The organism is Natronorubrum halobium, from assembly GCF_051351675.1.
In the GTDB taxonomy this organism is placed as follows: Archaea; Halobacteriota; Halobacteria; order Halobacteriales; family Natrialbaceae; genus Natronorubrum.
The window spans coordinates 1,480,548-1,498,993 of sequence record NZ_CP195595.1 but is presented as its reverse complement, the minus strand read 5'-3'; the positions used below and the strand labels follow the sequence as shown (position 1 = coordinate 1,498,993).

Here is an 18,446-nt window from a genome sequence, read left to right as displayed (position 1 = left end):
AACGTGTTAGGCTTAGTATTGAATGAGCGTGCGATACTCGCGAACGATCAATCGCGAACCATCTCGGTGTAGCGCTCCGTCTCAGCCTCACCGAACCATTCGGGGACGCTGCCATTCAGCAAGAGAGTATCGCGAGTCTCAAGAAGGACCGTTGATAGCTCTCTATGGTCGAGATTCAGTTCCCTCTGCACGTTTGCCACAGTGGCATCAATCCGCTGCCGGGCTTCTACAAGACTTGCAGAATTCTTTTCTGATCCATTTTCAGGTTTCATTATAGTTTCCTCTGTCCGTTGTAAGTGTCTTAATATCTATTAGATATTTGGGAGAGTTAGTTGATTTTCATAACAGATAAGGAAATATAAGCACTAATTTACCACTTCCTCTATAATTGGCTTTTTCACTATATTTTTATCGCGATTGATTGCTTCATCGAGAGAGTAGCCACACACAGATAATGCTTGACGGATATTCCCTTGCGAACTCTGTAAGATGAGGCTCAGTGTCTCTTCCGTAAAAATATCTGAGACTTCGACCGGCCTATCTGTCGCGAGTTTCAGATAGGAAGCAATCAGATTTTCAAGGTTCTCCTCAGTTAGTGGACGGAGTACCACTTCTCGACCAATACGCTCAGAGAATGCGTGATACTCGCTCATTACGTCCTGCCAGACTTCCGGAGCGCAGCCAAACATCATACTCAGCCCAAAACTGTTTTGATCCATCAGGTGCCGAATACTATTCAGCGTTGCCTGTTCTTCCTTCGGGGACAGTCGAGCTACACTTTCGAACTCATCGACGAACATGAAGATTCCCTTATATCCCAGCCCGAGGAGCATGTTCTTCAACGACGTAAACGCCCGTACTCCCATCGTGTCGTCGTCAAGGGCACTGTGGATCTCCATTTCCTTGCGCTGTTCGTATCGAATTCCTTCTGACGTGAGCCACTGCCAAGCGTAGAGATTCGTGTCCTCGTAGACCATGTGAACGATCGCTCGCGCGAAGTCAGCAAACTTCGTGACATCACTCAATCGTTGCACAGCGGTTGGGACGAGCTCAGAGAGGAGGACTTCACCGTCATCGAGTAGCGACCGCATCGCCGCTGCCCCGATCGGGTTCGAATCGGTTGTATCTCGTGCAACTTGAGCCAAGAATTCGTAGGCGAACTCTTGGATCTGGTCGAAACCGAGATCATAGATGAACTCGTGGTAGATATCGAGGAATCCTTCTCCGGGTTGTGCGACGTAGCCTACGACAACATCATTACGATCGCTGACGAGCGAACGGGCGTACTTGAGCGTATGTGACTTCCCGTTCCCGTATTTCCCGGTGATCACAAGGTGTTTCGACTTTCCTGTACTGAGCACTGTCGAGACCGTGTCGCTCACGGCGTCAGCGACGTGGTCTTGTCCACAGTATACTTCCGGTTCGTCGGCGGGGACCGGACTGTAAGGAAAAGGATTCTCTTCCAGCCCGAGGGGGGAGTAATCGCGCGGTTCGTCTGTGATTTTGAATTTATTCATACTCATTGACGCTGATTTTTAAATTGAAGGTCTTCGTCGTGCACTGTGAGATAATAGTACTGCTTGCCGAGCAGCTCGACACCGCTCATGACCTGCTCGGAGGACTGTTCGGTCGTGACAATTCTCTCATCATCGACGTATCTTATCGTCTTAATTCCGTACCGTGAATCCTTCGCGCCCGTATCGATCGGTGCTCCGGAAAGTTCCAGAATCCCAATATTTTGTTCTGCGAGTTCCACGAGTGCCTTGTCGAATGCTGATCGAGAGCAGCCAATTTGTTCACAGAGTTCCTCTCGGAGTTCGGGAATTGAAAGGTAGCGCTGCTGGAGGTTGACTCCAGCCGTTTCTTCTAATTTATCAATGGTCTCCAGAAGCTGATGGGGGAATGTTGCTGGGACCGTTTCCTTCTCCGCCATATAAAACGATCCGGTAAACGCATTCCGCTGCAGTACGCCGAGTCGTTGGGCCCAGTCACCGACGACATCTAATGAAGTCTTGTTATATTTATATGATGTAAACTCGCCTCGTTCTTCAAGCTCGTTGAGAGCTTCCTCTGGATCAATAGGGCCAAGTTCCTTGACAACATCTAAGAAGGAACCGTAATGCGGACTCCAAGTTTGAAGGATATTGCCGACCTTCGACCAACTCCCTGCTTGGATTGCTGCGACGAACTCGTTACCGATTGATGTAGCGGTATGGACTTGTTCGTCAGATTCTGTATCTCGTTCTTCGATGAGATTGATACGTTCGGCCTCGAGGATCGTTTCCCGTGCTCGACGGGTAGTTACGTCAAGTTCTGTTTTAACGGTAGTGGTGTCCATTGCCTCATCATTGGCTAGAAAGGTAACTTCTGCAAGACGAGCTAACGTAACCGGACGCACAGTTGGTCGTTCGGAACTCATGTTAACCTCCGAATTTGCTGCTTTGCTATCTCGAAGGCTCGAGCAGTCACCTCGTTCCCGCGAAACCGGAGTTCAAGATAGCCTTCGATGTCTTCCTCTGCTTCTGCCATATATCGGAACTTCCGGAGCTCTACGGCCAGAGCCCACAGGTTGTGACGAGTGAGCAAATCTCGTTCTTCGCGGATTTGGTCTAATCGCTGAGAACCGCAGATTGGGCACGAACAGGGGAGATACTCCATCTCCTCAATGTTACCAAGTTCTTCTCCACCAAATCCCGGGAGTAGATAATTCCGCTTCCCGGCACTTCGAATGAATGCCGTAGAATCGAAACTATCTACACCCAAATACAGTAAGAGTGGTTGATACACTAACCCACCGAGTCCGTACACGTGAAGGTGTTTGTCCGTCGATCGCCTCGCAGATAATATCAAACTTATCACCTTCTTGTAGTCTGTTCTGATTGGTACTAAACTCCCGAGGGCATACCCATCGAAGTCCCCGTGAGTTTCGAGGTACTGGATTCCATTACGAATTTTCTCTGGATCGTACCCGTGCAAACTGGCGAAGAGAAGTGCCTCGCCATCGTGTACTTCACTTGCTTCGATGGCTCGATCGACGTTCTCCCTTACGTAACAGTCGTTTTGCGCAGAACGGTTTTCCCTGGAAAGGGGGACATCAACTGTTCCGTAGATATCTGCATCGATCACTTCCTGAGTTTGCAGCGTTTTTTCTGGGGTAGTGTCGACGCTCTCGGTCTTGAAGTCGAATCCACCGCTATCAGCGAACACAATCGTCGATTCAGGAACATCCATTTCTTCACGGAGTGATACTCCTTCTCGTATCCGTTCCCACTGTGAACCTCGCTCCCGGATCGATCGAGCATTCACCATCGCGGTGTTGAACTCGGGGATCCTGTCGACGTATCTCGGTGTGTTGTCGGAGGATCGTTTCCCGATATTTCGCACCGGGAACAACACGGGTGTCTCTAACGGACCATGTGGCGTTCGTAACGTCTGGCGTCTGTACAACATGCGGCGACCTCAACTAAGCTGAGCTCTCACTTATAGCTTTGTTTCTACAAAGCTATGGGTACACGATGCTGTTAAACCCCGTCTCGCGTATGTAGACGCATGAGTTATGACAAGGTTCGGGAGGTGGTAGGACCGAAGAGAACACTAGAAATTCTCGAACTTTTAGATCAGAAAAGCCCGTTAAATTATTCTACGATAGAGAAGGAAATATCGACTTCGAGTGATACTATCTCGAAACGATTGGACGTTTTGACTGACTACAATCTGGTCGTCAGAGACGAACAATCGAAAAAAGACGTTAGATATTCTATTACCGAGACCGGGGAGGAGGTACTGGAGAAGGTCCGAAAGGTGTCATATATACTCAAGAATTAAGCCGACTACTCTATTGCATAGCGATATCTTCTGCGAGTGGCACGATCTGATCATTCTCGTGACTATCTGTCGGTGTGAATGCCACGAACCGACCGATTAGCCTCACTTCAGAGGGCGCTATTTAACAGAATGAAACTAATAAAGATTGAAATTACCGTGGCTCTTATTTTGAGCAATTCAGACGATTTCTGGCAGAGATGTGACCCATATTACGATCTCCTGAGATAAGACGAACACTCAAGATTTATTCCTGCTCGTCTTCGTTGAGTGCCTCGGCAAGCAGGTTAGTTCGTTGGCGGAGGAGATCGCGACCGACATCAGTCACCTCGTATTCGTTCGTCCGTTCGTCAAGGGGAGACTTCTTAACGAGGCCGTACTCCGCAAGATTATCAAGTGTGGGGTATACTCTCCCGTGGTTGATTTCTTGATTGTAGAGGTCCTCGAGGACACGCTTGACCGCGAGCCCATAAGAAGTCTCGTCGTCAGCTTGGAGGCACACAACAGCATAGAGGACGTTCCCCTCAAATGCCGTGAGATCGGTCCAGCAGGGCTGACCATTACTCTCGCTACACATTTTTGACATCGTGGAATGAATCGACATTGATCTTGTTGTATTGCGAATGAAATGCTCTGCGTTTATTTTGTGGACAATCCAAGATGACTTCTGCCGCAATAACCCTATATACGGTTGAGAAAAGGGCATCGCGGTCGATCAGATCACTCCCAGAACGAGTAACTGGTCGATGATCGAGCGGTGCATTGATCTGTGCGAGAGTTTGAAACCCCCGCAGTACGTTTGACTTCATGGGTTCCGTACCTTAGATACGGGACCTCACGCGGACTGGTGTTCCAGCACCGAGTCCGCTTCTTCTGATACCGCTTTGCTTGCGGTACGTATCTGTCCCGTAACGTATGCTATGGCCGGCGAACACTTAGCTGTTTGCATTAAACTAGTTTCGTAGAGGAATCTATATCCCTGAACAGGATAGCCAATCATGCCATAATATATGTGTTGAGCCTGGATGAGAAGCCAATGGCTGGAGGACGAGAAGAAACAGTGACAGATACAGAGATCCTCCGAGTGTTCGAGAACTCTGAAGACCCCGCTCTATTCACAGGAGAGGTTGCTGACGAAATCGGTTTCTCCAATCAGGGAACTCTTCCTCGTCTCAAAGAACTCGCTGACAAAGGTTATCTCGCTACAAAAAAGTCCGGGCGTGTCCCGATGTGGTGGATTACTGATCGTGGGCGTGAGTTCCTCACCGGGGATGAGTAACGTGGTGTCTGCTCGGTTCGTTCAGCAGCCACCTCGAATCGCAGTAATCAAGTTTACATCCCTCTGATGACAGATTCTTGATTTCACTGGGAGGCTTATATATTCGACCTGGCTACAGTCGGTGTGAGCGATATAGTACGTGCGGCATTCGACATCGAAACGGTCTCTCCGAACGTTCCGGAGGATGAGTACCCGAACTTCACTGACTCCCAGGACTTCGAACTCTCAGGGGCAGCACTCGCCTATGAGTATGCGGACGGGTCAAGGGAGACCGTCGTGGAGTGGCGCGACGGTTGGGGCCCGAGGGCGGAGATCGACCTAATCAAGGTACTGATTGATCGACTCGAGTCGGCCAAGACGGTCATCACCTACAATGGTGAGCGCTTCGACCTCGCCCATCTAGAGGGGAGAGCCCGAATCGCCGGCGCAGCGGTTGGCGAGCGTGTACATGAATCTGTGCAGTCGTATCTTGACGGCATCAAGCATGTTGACCTCCAACCAGAAGCGTGGTCAGCGTACGGCGAGTACACGAGTCTTGAGGACACGCTGAAGCAGGTCGGACTTGATCCAGTCGAAACCCTATCCAGTGAGTTCGATCATGGCGTTCCCCACGAAGAGTGGCCAAAGAAGCCCTCAGAGCCAATTACGTCGAAAGACCTCGCCATCCTTGGTGAGATATATCTTGATGCGATCGATGGTAAGCGTAGCGACGTATCCGTGGCTGTGCTTGAAGAGATGCTGACTCACTATACGCGAGCAGATGTCGAACTGCTTTTCGAATTGGCGGATGCGCGGCCATTCAAATAGAGCACTGTTCTATCTTCTGACCGAATTAGGTAGCTGTACGCTCGTCCCATCGATAGAGAAAAGTAATCCGTACCGATATGTTTGGTCACTAACGGATGTGAAACACCGATACCTTGCCTTTTCATTCGGTTGATTGATTGAATAACGACGGGAATAGTTTCGTGAGGATTTAACTGGAAACCAACTCTATTCCGTTCCCGGGAGCCTGTCCTGTTCGGTTGACACCTCCCAATCATCTGGCCGAAGGTGATTAAGCCGTTTCCTGAGCTGGCGACCCGTTACAGTCAACTCGTAATGGTCACCCCTACCAGCAGGAACGATCCAGCCGATATGTTCCGCCCAATCGAAGTGTACCTCTGCTTTTGTCTGTTTCGTGTTCTCCTTCCACGTCGAATCGTAGTTATCAAGATGCTGAACACGTCTAATAAAGCCCGATGTTCGATCGCTGCTGTGTCCACACGATACCGATTCGGTCTCTACCTGATTGAGAACGGCGAGCATTGGGATCGGATTGTGCTCCAGAAGCAACGACTGAAACAGTGTCTGCTCTATCGAGGTAAGAGACTCTTTCGTATCGATCGGCGGTACGGTATTTGAGTCGGGCCTTCGGAACACGCCGGCGATTGTCGCTCCGGGGCCGGTCAAGTTGTCGTCAGGCCCACTAAGACAACCCAGTTTCCTGAGTATGCTCGATACCTCCTCTACTTTATTCTTGGAGGCAGCGTCAAGAAGACTCTCTCTGACTTCCTGCCACGGCTCCTGCGGCCGTTCGGCGCGCAACGCGAGTACCTCACACGCGAACGGAAGGTCACTGTGGAGGGGCTGCGGGCCCTTGATGTGCGGCGAATCGGGTGCGGTTGGATCAAGTGTGGAGCGTCTCATACCTGACGGTACCGATTTCCATCATATAAGAGACCCGGCAGTCTCAAGAGATAAGACGCAGCAGTTATTCGCCACCGCAGTTAGGATGATGATGTGAAGATGGTTGTCGATCAACCGCACCCAATGTATCTCGCCGATGGGAAGAAGTACGTCATCGGCGACGCTGTCGATGTGCTCTCGTCTATCGACGATGCGGACGTAATCTGTCTCGATGACGCGTGGTCAAGGCCATACCGCGGTGGGCAGTTCGGGGTTGAATACGATACCCATCCCTTCGACCACGAGGAGGACTCATCGACCTCAACCAAAACGATCGTAGACGCGTGTATGGAGGCGCTCAAGCCCGGTGGGTGGTTGATTGCTGATGCAGACGACTGGCTGCTTCCCCGGCTTACATCCTATTTGATGGAAGAACACGGTGATGTCAACGAGGATTATGGCGGCGGCGGGTATCGGAAAGTCGGGAGTGTGACATATCTGAGTTCGGATGAAACCCCCGACCGGAGCACTCCCGGTATGTACGGCTCTACCGGAGGGTATTCCGTTGTGTTCGGACATAAAGAGGAGACCGAGAGACGGTGGTCCGAATCAGTCAGACAGGTCGTGCCTAGACAGCGTGAGAAGTTCGGTTGGGGTAGTGTCAAACCGATCCTTCCCTATCAAAAATGGGTCGGGGATCTCATGAATCCAGGCGATCATCTTGTCGTTCCGTGTGCCGGCACGGCGCCGGCCGCACTCGGAGCTGAGATTGCCTTCGACTCTTCCATTCAGTACACCTGCATTGACAATGAGCCGAATGCCTACAAGGCATTCTGTCGACGCGCCCAAGAAGAGACCACCGTGAATACGGAATCATTAGAATTCCCAGAAATCCCGAACAGACTATCTACAGCCGATGAAATGTAGTTGCATATCTGTCTTTGTTCTCTTCAGTTCCATGGGTTTCTGAGATGAATATTTCCTGAATTTGATCTTAGTCTAGAAAAGTCTCGCTGATCAGTAAATATAACACCATGTAGATTCAGAATCCATCACTAGACATGACCAATACCAGCGAGGAGTATAAGAGTTGGAGTGCCGCACTATCTCACGTTCAGTCTCATATTGAGATCGAAGATCCTGATGAAAATTGGCTATCAGATCTGGTCGACCCGTCCGATCTCTCTCGCTGGGAACCTAGCCTTGTACCTCTCAACAATCCAAGCGCCCAATATAACCATATTCAGGTTCGGCACGGAGAAGAGATCTTCTCGGTCTACGCCGAACTGGAGCAAAAACTTTCACAGAAAGCGGAAGATTGGGCAATTCGAAGAAAAGACAAAATTTCACCTCCACAGGTCCTGTTTGCCGCGCTGATGCGGGGCCTCCAAGACAACCACGATACAGGCGGGAAAATGAATCAGGTCAAGATGGAAATTCTCGAAAAAGGTGATCTCACTCGTAGAGCCCCGAATTCATTTTTCATTATTGAAACTACTAATGAGAGCCCAGAAGAGACAGATAATCAGGTGGTCTTCGATTTGGAAGAACCTGGAGCAGAGAAGTTACGGGAAGCAACAAACGAAGCTGAAGTACTTTTCAGTGATGAGGGGGAGCTCTATGCTATTGCCCGGATAGGCGAGATTGCCGTGCCCAACTCGGCTAATTCTGAATCTAGGAAAGGACGTTACGATCTGCACTCCCATATGCAACTCTCAAAACCGATTTTGGAGTCGGATGTTTCAGAGTTAATAGAGTCAGAGTGGCCTGTGAACCAGGGAATTTTTGAGATCACTGAGGATGACTTCCAAAACCTCATAACACAGATCCCTGAAGTAAATTCTGAAGAATCACAAATCGATTCGTTTGAGACAGCATTCCGAAAAGCCACTGAACCGGATCGAACTGATATCTACAATCAGGCAATTGCCCATCTCGTTGCCGGGAGAAATGTCGTTTTCTACGGGCCACCAGGAAGCGGCAAGACCCGTATCGCAGCACGGCTCACTGATGCATTCTGTGCGAGGACACGACTCGAAACCGCGAACGCTGAATGGACTCGGTATGATATCATTGGCGGCCCAGCGCCGAAAAATGATGGATCCGGGTTCAAAGATAAAGCCGGCTTGTTCACTAAGGCGGCCGCAGAGTGTGCTACCGCTCTTGATGAGAGCGGTCAACCGGTTTGGCTTATTATCGACGAACTGAACCGGGCAAACCTCGATCAGGCGTTTGGTGAGGTTTTCACCCAACTGGATTTAGCCTACCGTAATCCTGAGAATACACTGCCAATTAATGACGTAGTTGTTCCTCTTGCTTTCCGTCTTCTTGCGACGATGAACACCAGTGACCAAGCTCAACTGTTTTCACTCGGCTATGCATTCCGCCGGCGATTTGCATTCGTTCACGTTCCTTCCTTGCTTCAGCCTGACGCCCAGACGTCCTCCTCCACTCCAGATTCCCCTGACTTCGGTGAGTTCTCACTGGATATGGGATCATTCGATAACGCACGAATTCGGGAGATCATCGCCGATGGATTGGCAAATCACTATGATCAGCCATCTCACGAGCCGGGAGACACCCCCCTTGGACTTCCACAGCTAGAAAAACTACTAAAATCTAATGAGGCGTATCCTTCAACGCCCTCGATTGACCATGCACTTACTCACGAGTCACTTCAGGATGGAGCTGTCGACTTTCTGGACGTACTGATCTATGTGAGTTGGAAAGCAGGTGATCTGGGGCTCGTCGATATCGGACAAGGCCTGATCATTGACGCAGCAAAGTTTGTGGTAGCTCGTACCACCATCGATGATAATCCATCTTGGGAGATTGTGGATGATGCGATTCGATCGTATCTTCTCCCGCAGTTCGACTCACTGATGCCCGAGCTCCGAAAGAGCGAGGTCACGGCTCAAAACGACGATATCGAATCATCCTTGGATACGTTCATTGATGAGTTGCGTCAGTTACAGGTTCGAAACAGTGTAAAGGTGCTAGAGCGGGCAAAAACGACCAAACGAGTGATCTAAACTCAATGCAGACTTACGAGATGAGGACTCGAGCGGATCTTGAACTCTCTGTCTCGGAATGGAGGGAGTTGAAGACGTTCCTTGATGAGGCCAAACCGGTCTTCGAGACAGCCCGAAAACAGAGCGATATCGAAATGCAAGCGCCGAGGGTACGGGCCGATGAGGGAACTGAGAAATTCGATCCTAGGGGGTGGGTTGGAACGTATCCTGGTGATGTCACTGTTGTAGCAGAAAAGTTCTCTGCAGATGAATTTCAAAAGTTACGGAACGATGTCGCAGGGTGGCTTAATGCTCTCGGACCAGGAACAGCCAATTCATTATTGCCGTACTTGCCGAAGGAAGTTCTGGATCAAAGTAAGACCCTCCGGTCGTATAGTCGTCGATTGATTGAATATACGGAAGTGGTAATGGCAGGCCGCCCACCGGTCGAAACGGAATTTGTCCGAGAGCAGTCTCTCGAACCGCGTGGCCGTCCACTGGTCCCACAGACCGTCCGGGAACGGGCTCAAGGCACCAGACAGATTATTTCCCAGCGAGTCAAATTCACGTTTGAGACGTTACCAAATCTCCTTCTGATCCGGTTTCATGCGGAATTAGCTGGTCGGCTTCGGGGGTTAGCAAATGTATCTGATGAGGTTGAAGCGATGCTGATTGATCGAATTGACTATCATACTGAATTCACAGAAAGCGGCTTGCCAGAACGATTGTTCGAGACGGCAATGACTACTGATTTTACTTCTCCAAAGATCTTGGCGGAGGCCCGGGGACTGGCCGATGAACAGGTACAAGACGTCATAGATCTGTGGGAAGCATATACTGAAAATATCACGATGCAAACTGATCTTACGCGTAACTTCGAAACGTCACTAAAACCAATTAGTAAACTGTACGAACTATGGATCCTTCGAGAGATTCTTGAAAGCCTTGAGACAGTAACTGGGATTGAAGCACAGCCAACAGGAGAGGGACTCAATCGGTTCACAATCGGTGACAAACTCCGATTCCGGTACGATTCGTCGATACGGGATCATAGTCGGTATCTTTCAGCGCTCGGATCATCACCAGGGAGGCCTGATTTTGCACTTGAAGAAAAAAACGGGTCGGACTGGCAGTGTATCTGGATTGGCGATGCAAAATACAAAGATACTGACTCCAGCTTTTCTAATGGTGCTCGTCGCTTCCTCCGCTATCTTGTTGATTGTCTGCCAGCAGGTCCCTCTAGTGTCGGGACGCTTTTTTGTGCGATTGGGAATGACCGAGCCGATGTGAATACCGAGGACTACACAATTGAATTCATAGTATCCCGTCCAACAAGAAGGCCTCATCTCCAGAACCGACTTCAAAATCGACTTTCTTTTTACGGAATATAAACTCGATTCTCGACTGTTCGCAGGCATCCAACAGATGGCGGCGGATATTGAGTTAGATGTCAAGGAGAAGGACGCGGAGAGGCTTAATAGTCTTTCGATCTAAAGAATGATTCCCCAGCCTATCATTTTACTGAATATAAATCTCCCTCTCTTTTGAAAATCCGAAAACTCCGGATCACTCGGGACCGACGTGATCAGATGACTTGGGAGCGGTTCTAAGCCCTGTGCATCTCTCTTTGGATGTTAAAACGAGTCGAGGTTGGACTGCGTGCTCTCGCAGTCAGTACAGAGCGACTGAATACGGTCGAGAGACAACGGAGGATCGTTACGCCCAGATTCGATCCGAGAGGCAAATCGTTCGATATAGTGTCCCTTTATTTCAATCGAGTTGACACCGTACTCACTGGCATTGGTGTTACGCGCCGGTAAGGAGATTACGTTTGACGATTCCGACGCGCGCTCCTCACAGTTGTATAGCACCTGAAGAGTTTCCTCTGGGAGCGCGCTAAGAACCGTGTCGACATCGAGCGCACTAAAGTAGTCGGCACCAAGGGGAAAGAACGCAACATCAGGGCCGGGCGCATCGCGGATCACGTCAAGCAGATCCGCGGTGATCGAGAGCTGGTCGGCGCGCTCACGGATGACGTTCGCTGACATCCCGCTGAAGGTCACATCGTACGGCGGCAGGGGCTCGGTCTCCCCGACAACACCAAAGCCTGCACTAATGAACACTCTCGTGACTGTGTGGCCTGCTGTGCGAAGCGTCGCGACTGCGCGGTCGATCGCCTTCTGTTGACGCCCGGCGTACAGGTCTGAGGCCGGGACCGAGTGAACGTCGTCGCGGTCGAGCAACTCCTCGCGACTCGCCGCGTCGATATCGTCGGCGGAGAGCGTCTCGCTGTCTTCAGGGTGTTCCTTCCGCTTACAGCACTGGTCGACGATGAGCACCCGCATCACTGGAACTCTGTGAGGCCCTGCTGTTCGCTTGGTCGAAGCCGTCGCATTACAGCCGACTGGAGCTCCGACGCGGAGTCGAATTGGTCAACTGTGCAACCCGCGTCCTCGATCGCCTCAACCATCGGGGAATCGCCGTCAGGGTCGTACAGGAGGACACGCTCGAACTGTGCAGAGATGCTCTCGGGGCTCCGATCGGCAACCGCGTCCGTGTCGAGGCGGTCCCACCACTCGACGGCACCATCGGGAGTGAGTGCCCCGAGCTCGACCGATGGAAGATCAACGACATGCGACCAGAACTCAGGGTGTCGCTCACGAAGGGCGTCGTCACAGCGTGCCGAAGGTGCTTTGGGGAGCGCAGCCGCGACGAAGAGTTCGTCGAACGTCTCGGCCATCTCCAGTCCAAACCGGTACATGTTGTGGAAACCGCGCCGACGGTTCCGGTTGTTCCCGCGGAAGATGCATATCTGTATCCCGTGTTCTTCACAGAACGGACAATCACAGCGTTTCCACGGCCGTTCTTCGAGTGTTCGCCTATAGCCGTCAAGTTTGTCTGTGTCGCCGACAGCCTCGGTGTATTCCCGGAGGTGCGGAAAGAGTTCCTCGAATGAGCCTGATGTGGGCGAGACTATCGACTCGGACGAGTGTACAGGATCTGCTTCCTCGCGGGTCGAAATGTACCGCCGAACAGGCCGGAGTTGGTCCTCGTACTCCTCAAACAGTAGTGGGTCGTTCTCGGTGTCCTCCCGAAGGAGATGGATCACGTCTCGCCAGATCGGCTCGCCGACGGTTCCTTTGAATTCGACTGCGTACTCGAAGTCCTCACGGAAGAATGCCCGTGCGTCGATCATCTTTCCTGTGTCATACCCGTCAGCATGACGACGGTTTTGAAGGTACGTTACCGCGGCGTCGAGGGTTTCCTCTGCCTCATCGTAGAACGCCTCAAGCGTGTCGGGAATCGATTCGCCGGCGTCGTACGCTTCCAGCGCGCGGATCATCTCTTGCCCTCGGATCGCCTTCTCAACCTGTGTTGAGCGACCGTCGCGGGCGAGTGGGAACCGGACCCGGATTGCGTCGTACTGCTCCTCGGAGTTGATGTGGTAATTCTTCCCCCCTGTCCAGGCGGCGATAAGCATACTCGTGCTGTCGAAGCTCGTGACGCCAGCGTCGCGAACCGTTTCGAAGAGGCCGGTCTTCGCGAACCCGAACACGTGGGCGTCGACGCGGCGTCCGTGCTCAGATTCGTACTCAGCAATTACGTCGCCGACCTCATCAACGACCGAAGCCACGTCATCCGCACGTGCACCGGCCAGCCCGCCGATGCCGAGACAATCGTACCCCTGTTCGAGCGCCTTGCGGGCGTCCTTAGCGTAGCTCTCAGGATCCCATCCTTGGACCGCAGCCATCAGACGAAATCCATTCTCTGTCGGATTGTAGGCATCGCGGATACGCCGTGCAAGCTTCTCGGAAAGGTTTTGCCGAAACACGTTGTCCTGATCACGGAAGACTGCACTCGGCGACGATTCCAGCCGACGACAAATCTCTTCGGGCGAGCCCTCGAAATCAGCCGTCGTAAGCTCTTGAACGATACTATCGTGAACATCGGCGTCGTGCTCACGAACGTACTCTGGCCAGGACTCCGGCCACTCGGTGACGAATACGTCGAGCCCGTCCATCTCTCGGAGCCCATCGAGGACATCGTCAGGTGAGAGATTCGAGCCGAACGCGCGTTCGTCGAGGTACAGGCGTCGCTGGTTCGGCCCCTTCCAGACAACGTGATCGAGCGTGACACCGATTCGGACTCCGATGCGGTCGTAAAAGTCGATCAATCCCTCGATTCCATACGGTGGGAACGGCAGGTCACGATAGCCCCACGCACCACAATCGCTGATCGTCGGGAGCCAAGAGGGGATATTCAGCCGGGGATCGCCATATATCCCGTATTCATTGAGGCGTTCCCGTAGTCCGGCGTTCTGGGTCACAGAGTCACGGGAGAGCAGGAGCCCATCGATGGGAAGTTCACGACCCTCGAACACGTCCCACAGAAAGAGGTTTTCGCGAGCGCCGTTTTTAGCCTCAGAGTGGACGTCGTACAGGAAGTCGTAGTTGGCGTCGACGTGATCATCCCAGTCTGGCACGTAGAACCGCACGAATTAATTCACCATCTGTGGGATACTGAGTGGCCTCATTTGAAGGTCGCGATCCGAGACGATACTTTCTCGCTTGTTGGAATTACTCGCTTGCTGCCTGCATCATCTTCTCATAGCGATTTGCCTGGTCGATCAGTGTTTCGAGCCGCTCTTCCAGCGAGTCGCCCTCGACAGGAGAGTCTTCCAGAAGATCGAGGACAGTCTGGAGCTGCTCAGCGGCATCGACGAGTTGATCGATCCACTCCTTGGGGTCCGCGTCCTCATCAATGTCGAGGCGATCCAGGAGTTCGTTGTGTTCGCGTTTGAGGTCCTCAAGTTGCTCAGTAACCGCAGCCGCGTCCGGGTCGCGGACGAGCGCCTCATTAGTCGTATCTCGGCTGTCATCTGCATCGTCGACAGCCGCGTCCGTTTCTGGACCTTTTGGGATTTCGGATTGCGTGGTATCTGTGGATGCTTGCGATTTCGTATCGGCCGAATCAGATGAGGGACCGGAGTCCGTATATGCGGTCTCGTCCATTGAATAGCTACCGCCTGAGGAGCTTTCGGAGGACCCCTCAGCTGCCCCCTCCTCAGATGCATTAGTATCTGGGGATTCCGGTTCATCACCACTGGCCAGTCCATCGTGGGAGGCGCCATCATCTGTCCTCGCATCGACTGTACGAGTATCCGAGGGTTCCGGTTCATTACCACTGGCCAAGCCATCCGAGGAGGTGTGATTCGAACTTCTCGCTTCTGAGTCCTCAGTGGCAGACTCGTCGGGTTCGTTCTCATCGGCGAGCGGCGTCGGGTCGTCGTCGATCAGGTCCAAGTCGTCTATCTCTACGTTGGCGTCTGTGCAGGCGCGAGCAAGTTCGTACTCGTATCGATGGACACGGACGTCGTCGTATGCATCTGCCGACCGCCGCTGTCCCGATTCGACATCCGATTCTGCGTCGCTCTCGATATCGTCGAGAACACCCTTGATGTTCTCCTCGGAGTCCCACGGATGGGTCTGCCCGTCCGGAGCATCGTCGGCTTCGTAGAGTCCAGCGATAATTTCGGCCCTGTCGAAGCCGTCCTCATTGAGGAGTTCATCAAGGGAATCGACATCGAGGAGGTGCGGCAAATGCTCGTCATCAGTGTCGAACCGGTCGGTGAACTTGTCGTAGATCGCCTCCTCGTACGCTGGGACGACCCAGCTCTTGAACCACTCGATTCGTTCGGAGCGGATTCCCAGTTCCGAATGTGCGATTGCAACTCGCTCCAGATCTTTCGCGAGCGAGAGATTCTTGTCCGGTTTGTTGTGGATCCGGGGCTGAGAGATATCACCGGTTTCGAGCCGTTGCTGCTTATCGGCGACGTTGACTCCCTCAATTTCACCATCGTTCGCCGCGTGGAGGCTTTCGCTGTCGTACTCGGTGAAGATCCATTTGGGGGCATCACCATACATACCAATTTTCTTGTGACGATCTGCAAACCGACGGAGCCAGTAGTATACACCGTGTTCGCTGGAAAGAGCAGAATGCATCCGACTGATGCGGCTCTTGTCCGAGTTCCATGGAAGGTCGTCGGCGTTGCCCTCGGTGTAGAAGTCGATCTCAATTCGGAGACGCTTATCCTTCGCATTGTTGAATTTATTCATTCCGAACTGGCCGAATCCCCCCTTTGGTCCGGTGAGTCCCTGCTCAACCAGCCGGTCCTGACAGAAAAACGCAGTACCGGGCTTCACCTTCTCGATATTAGATTGGCGCATCAACCCGACAGTCACTTCCACTTCTATTGGTGCACTCCACTGATCGTCGGTGAATTCCAATCCCGTAAAACGACGTGGGTGTGAACCATCCTGCCACGGCGAGAAGGTCCACTGCACTTGGGGCGGTGGAGTGAGTTCCTCGCCGGTCAGATCGACAGACAGTGTGGCACTCGTATCATACTCGTCGGAGAGGAACCGCTGGTACTTCTGCTCCAGCTGGTCACGCACATCCCCCTCGATCTCGTGCCAGTCGAACGTCAGATCGTGAAGCGTGAGGACGGTCTGACCGGGATCGAGGTCCGCGGGCTCCATCTCAAACTCCCACGTCTCGTTATCCTCGGCGAAAAAATCATCATCAACAGTATATTTCCATCCTTGGTCCACGTCCTCGTGTCGGCTGGCGATCGTGAAGCTGTTTGCCAGGTGGTTAAGAGCCTTTTTTGTACCCATCCCGAAGGCACCGATGTTGCGTCCTTCGGCCCGCATGTCTTTACTCCGACCGAGGCCGAGGAATACACCCATCTCGTCGGGTTTCACTCCACCCGCGTGGTCGGAGTAAACCATTTCTTCGGCGTCGTTATCGTAGCTTATGGTGACGTTAACAGGGTCTTTATCGAGGATTGCTGCCGAATCGATCGAGTTGTCGATGAGTTCCGCAAGCGCCGAATCGACAGTTACGTCAGCCGCGATCGAACTATAGGTCTTCTTTGATGGATGAACCTTCGCTATTGGCCGCCCATTCGCCGATTCGGAGTTGGAATCATGTTGTGACATCAGTTGTTATCCAGTATCCGCTCAGATCGTATAAACCTCCCCCTGTAACTCCCCCAATTAGATTGTTGGAGAAGTTACGTATTATTCAGCCCAATGTAACTACTGAGTTAGCGTGGTCGTGGATCTGACCTGTCCTATAATTATCACGGCCATGCTATCGGTGTTGAGCGAGTGCAGATGTGTCAGCACGGTCCAGTTCAGCACAGCAGATTCCGAGGACGGGTACATCGCGCGTTAGTCCTATTAACATCTCTATCCATCAATAAATAAACTAGGGTTGATTATGCGAAAATTACAGTCAACCGGGACCTCCGAATCACGTCTAACTCGTATACTTATTCGAATCTGGGAGTGAGCGGAAGCACGAAATAGTGAATCTGCGTGTTATTACTGAGTTATCGGCGGCTACGAACATGCGAGCATCTTAAAACAAGCGTTCCATCAGCGATGCAACTGCCGAATCGGCGCCGGTAGCTTTTTTGTGTACCTCTCGGTACATACAGGTGAAATGATCAGCAACATCACATCCGAGGTGCTAATTGATGAGTAAGACCGGATTGTTACGGATCGAAACCTGTACGTCGGTCGAAACTGGCGAGAACACCCGTGAGAGGTTCGGTCACGACGAACGGTCTGAGACGTGTCCCGAGTGTGACGGGGCGGTCGTCTCAGAGGAGTCGGAACGCGTGTGCGAGGAGTGCGGACTCGTCGTTGCGGAGACGACCGTCGACCACGGCCCGGAGTGGCGGGCTGGGTCAGCTGCCGAACGCGACGAGCGGGCGCGATGCGGATCACCGATCACAGAGACCCTCCACGACAAGGGGCTCACGACCGAGATCGATTGGCGGAACGAGGACGCTAATGGGAACCGTCTCGACGGCCGCCAGCGTCGCCGAGCGCGTAAGAACCGTCTCGTTCAGCGGTACAGCAAGACCGCGCAGAGCAGGGAAGAGAGCCTCCGAGATGGCCGTGGAGAGATTAATCGCATGTGTTCCGCACTCGGTGTCGCGCAGTTCGTGAGAGAGTGTGCTGGGCGCCTCTACGACCAGAGCGTGCACACGGGGATCCTACCTGGATGGTCGAGAGAGGACGTGGCGACCGCCGTGCTCCACATCACGCTCGAGCAAGTCGGCCAACCGCGCGACATTGAGGAGATCCTCCCCGTTTCGCAGGCCTCGAAGGCCAAGGTGCTGCGCTCCCGAAAGCAGATCCTCAACGAGTTCGACCTCTGGGGCTCAGTCGTCCCCGATGAGGACGACCTTCGAGAGGCGATCGCTCAGCACATCCGTCGGCTCGTCTCTGATGTCGAGGCAATTCCTGTAATCGAACGAGCGGCGACCGACCTGCTCGCCGCAACGGACTACGCACAACTGGGAGACGGCCGAAAGCCGATGAGCTATGCGGCGGCCTTTGTGTTTGAGGCAGGCCGGCTTCTCGATATCCCCGAAGCGCCGACGCAACAGGAGATCCACGATGTTGGTGGACCATGTGCGAAGACGATCCGGACGGCGGGAAAGTCCGTCATCGAGAACATCGGCACGGAAGCGCTGGGAGAGATCATCGAGGACATCGATTAGGAGATACTGAACGCCATCGCGAAACGCGACTGATCAACGCGTCGGCGGTCGGTGGGCTCGGCCGCCCTGACGAGCGAGCCCTCATACA

At 52.7% G+C, this 18,446-nt stretch carries 16 protein-coding genes; 7 read left to right on the top strand and 9 right to left on the bottom strand.

The genetic code is table 11. The features are described from left to right. Positions 1-47 precede the first annotated feature (47 nt). The 4 genes from ACSFC7_RS07385 to ACSFC7_RS07370 form a co-directional block, all read right to left on the bottom strand. Complete coding sequence (locus ACSFC7_RS07385; protein WP_436347076.1) at positions 48-272, bottom strand: hypothetical protein; 225 nt, start codon at positions 270-272, stop codon at positions 48-50. A gap of 93 nt (positions 273-365) precedes the next feature. Further along, positions 366-1,517, bottom strand: a complete 1,152-nt coding sequence (locus ACSFC7_RS07380; RefSeq protein WP_436347075.1) for a BREX system ATP-binding domain-containing protein — start codon at positions 1,515-1,517, stop codon at positions 366-368. A 2-nt stretch (positions 1,518-1,519) separates the two neighbouring features. Continuing rightward, positions 1,520-2,419: a hypothetical protein gene (locus ACSFC7_RS07375; RefSeq protein ID WP_436347074.1), complete on the bottom strand. Its 900-nt coding sequence runs from the start codon at positions 2,417-2,419 to the stop codon at positions 1,520-1,522. Next, a complete protein-coding gene (locus tag ACSFC7_RS07370) occupies positions 2,416-3,450 on the bottom strand; it encodes a tRNA-guanine transglycosylase (RefSeq protein ID WP_436347073.1) in 1,035 nt (344 codons plus the stop codon). Before ACSFC7_RS07370 ends, ACSFC7_RS07375 begins: the two co-directional genes overlap by 4 nt. A 99-nt stretch (positions 3,451-3,549) precedes the next feature. Between ACSFC7_RS07370 and ACSFC7_RS07365 the strand changes: the two genes are divergently transcribed. After that, on the top strand, positions 3,550-3,825 hold the full coding sequence (locus ACSFC7_RS07365; RefSeq protein ID WP_436347072.1) for a winged helix-turn-helix domain-containing protein: 276 nt from the start codon (positions 3,550-3,552) through the stop codon (positions 3,823-3,825). A gap of 244 nt (positions 3,826-4,069) precedes the next feature. Here the strand turns inward: ACSFC7_RS07365 and ACSFC7_RS07360 are convergent, their stop codons facing one another. Continuing rightward, positions 4,070-4,399, bottom strand: coding sequence for a helix-turn-helix transcriptional regulator (locus ACSFC7_RS07360; protein WP_436347071.1), 330 nt, complete (start codon positions 4,397-4,399; stop codon positions 4,070-4,072). Positions 4,400-4,882: 483 nt separating this feature from the next. Between ACSFC7_RS07360 and ACSFC7_RS07355 the strand changes: the two genes are divergently transcribed. Together ACSFC7_RS07355 and ACSFC7_RS07350 are read left to right on the top strand one after the other, a co-directional pair. Beyond that, positions 4,883-5,101 carry a hypothetical protein gene (locus ACSFC7_RS07355; RefSeq protein ID WP_436347070.1) on the top strand — a complete coding sequence of 73 codons (219 nt, stop codon included), beginning with the start codon at positions 4,883-4,885 and terminating at the stop codon, positions 5,099-5,101. Positions 5,102-5,224: 123 nt separating this feature from the next. Beyond that, the gene (locus ACSFC7_RS07350) at positions 5,225-5,908 is read left to right on the top strand and encodes a ribonuclease H-like domain-containing protein (protein ID WP_436347069.1); all 684 of its coding nucleotides are present in this window, start codon (positions 5,225-5,227) and stop codon (positions 5,906-5,908) included. Positions 5,909-6,094: 186 nt separating this feature from the next. Here the strand turns inward: ACSFC7_RS07350 and ACSFC7_RS07345 are convergent, their stop codons facing one another. Further along, entirely contained in the window at positions 6,095-6,790 is a 696-nt protein-coding gene (locus ACSFC7_RS07345) for a hypothetical protein (protein ID WP_436347068.1), read from the bottom strand. Positions 6,791-6,889: 99 nt separating this feature from the next. Here ACSFC7_RS07345 and ACSFC7_RS07340 point away from each other — a divergent pair, with 99 nt between their 5' ends. From ACSFC7_RS07340 to ACSFC7_RS07330, 3 genes are all read left to right on the top strand, one after another. Then, positions 6,890-7,696: a hypothetical protein gene (locus ACSFC7_RS07340; RefSeq protein ID WP_436347925.1), complete on the top strand. Its 807-nt coding sequence runs from the start codon at positions 6,890-6,892 to the stop codon at positions 7,694-7,696. A gap of 134 nt (positions 7,697-7,830) precedes the next feature. Further along, positions 7,831-9,801, top strand: a complete 1,971-nt coding sequence (locus ACSFC7_RS07335) for an AAA family ATPase (RefSeq protein WP_436347067.1) — start codon at positions 7,831-7,833, stop codon at positions 9,799-9,801. 5 nt (positions 9,802-9,806) lie between these two features. Continuing rightward, positions 9,807-11,171 (top strand): hypothetical protein, encoded by a 1,365-nt coding sequence (locus ACSFC7_RS07330; RefSeq protein WP_436347066.1) that lies wholly within the window; start codon positions 9,807-9,809, stop codon positions 11,169-11,171. 243 nt (positions 11,172-11,414) lie between these two features. Here ACSFC7_RS07330 and ACSFC7_RS07325 read toward each other — a convergent pair whose 3' ends face one another. From ACSFC7_RS07325 to ACSFC7_RS07315, 3 genes are all read right to left on the bottom strand, one after another. After that, positions 11,415-12,125 (bottom strand): hypothetical protein, encoded by a 711-nt coding sequence (locus tag ACSFC7_RS07325; RefSeq protein ID WP_436347065.1) that lies wholly within the window; start codon positions 12,123-12,125, stop codon positions 11,415-11,417. Next, positions 12,125-14,275 (bottom strand): queuine tRNA-ribosyltransferase tRNA-guanine transglycosylase, encoded by a 2,151-nt coding sequence (locus ACSFC7_RS07320; protein WP_436347064.1) that lies wholly within the window; start codon positions 14,273-14,275, stop codon positions 12,125-12,127. The genes ACSFC7_RS07325 and ACSFC7_RS07320 overlap by 1 nt, the downstream gene beginning before the upstream one ends. Before the next feature lie 82 nt (positions 14,276-14,357). Next, positions 14,358-16,781, bottom strand: a complete 2,424-nt coding sequence (locus ACSFC7_RS07315; protein WP_436347063.1) for an ATP-binding protein — start codon at positions 16,779-16,781, stop codon at positions 14,358-14,360. Positions 16,782-17,323: 542 nt separating this feature from the next. On the opposite strand from ACSFC7_RS07315, the gene ACSFC7_RS07310 reads away from it, so the two are divergent. After that, entirely contained in the window at positions 17,324-18,358 is a 1,035-nt protein-coding gene (locus ACSFC7_RS07310) for a transcription initiation factor IIB (RefSeq protein ID WP_436347062.1), read from the top strand. Positions 18,359-18,446: the final 88 nt, after the last annotated feature.

Bases quoted from the DNA above. Each gene is read 5' to 3' on its own strand.
- ACSFC7_RS07385 (WP_436347076.1), bottom strand. From the start codon at position 272: ATGAAACCTGAAAATGGATCAGAAAAGAATTCTGCAAGTCTTGTAGAA.
- ACSFC7_RS07380 (WP_436347075.1), bottom strand. From the start codon at position 1,517: ATGAATAAATTCAAAATCACAGACGAACCGCGCGATTACTCCCCCCTC.
- ACSFC7_RS07375 (WP_436347074.1), bottom strand. From the start codon at position 2,419: ATGAGTTCCGAACGACCAACTGTGCGTCCGGTTACGTTAGCTCGTCTT.
- ACSFC7_RS07370 (WP_436347073.1), bottom strand. From the start codon at position 3,450: ATGTTGTACAGACGCCAGACGTTACGAACGCCACATGGTCCGTTAGAG.
- ACSFC7_RS07365 (WP_436347072.1), top strand. From the start codon at position 3,550: ATGAGTTATGACAAGGTTCGGGAGGTGGTAGGACCGAAGAGAACACTA.
- ACSFC7_RS07360 (WP_436347071.1), bottom strand. From the start codon at position 4,399: ATGTGTAGCGAGAGTAATGGTCAGCCCTGCTGGACCGATCTCACGGCA.
- ACSFC7_RS07345 (WP_436347068.1), bottom strand. From the start codon at position 6,790: ATGAGACGCTCCACACTTGATCCAACCGCACCCGATTCGCCGCACATC.
- ACSFC7_RS07340 (WP_436347925.1), top strand. From the start codon at position 6,890: ATGGTTGTCGATCAACCGCACCCAATGTATCTCGCCGATGGGAAGAAG.
- ACSFC7_RS07335 (WP_436347067.1), top strand. From the start codon at position 7,831: ATGACCAATACCAGCGAGGAGTATAAGAGTTGGAGTGCCGCACTATCT.
- ACSFC7_RS07330 (WP_436347066.1), top strand. From the start codon at position 9,807: ATGCAGACTTACGAGATGAGGACTCGAGCGGATCTTGAACTCTCTGTC.
- ACSFC7_RS07325 (WP_436347065.1), bottom strand. From the start codon at position 12,125: ATGCGGGTGCTCATCGTCGACCAGTGCTGTAAGCGGAAGGAACACCCT.
- ACSFC7_RS07315 (WP_436347063.1), bottom strand. From the start codon at position 16,781: ATGTCACAACATGATTCCAACTCCGAATCGGCGAATGGGCGGCCAATA.
- ACSFC7_RS07310 (WP_436347062.1), top strand. From the start codon at position 17,324: ATGAGTAAGACCGGATTGTTACGGATCGAAACCTGTACGTCGGTCGAA.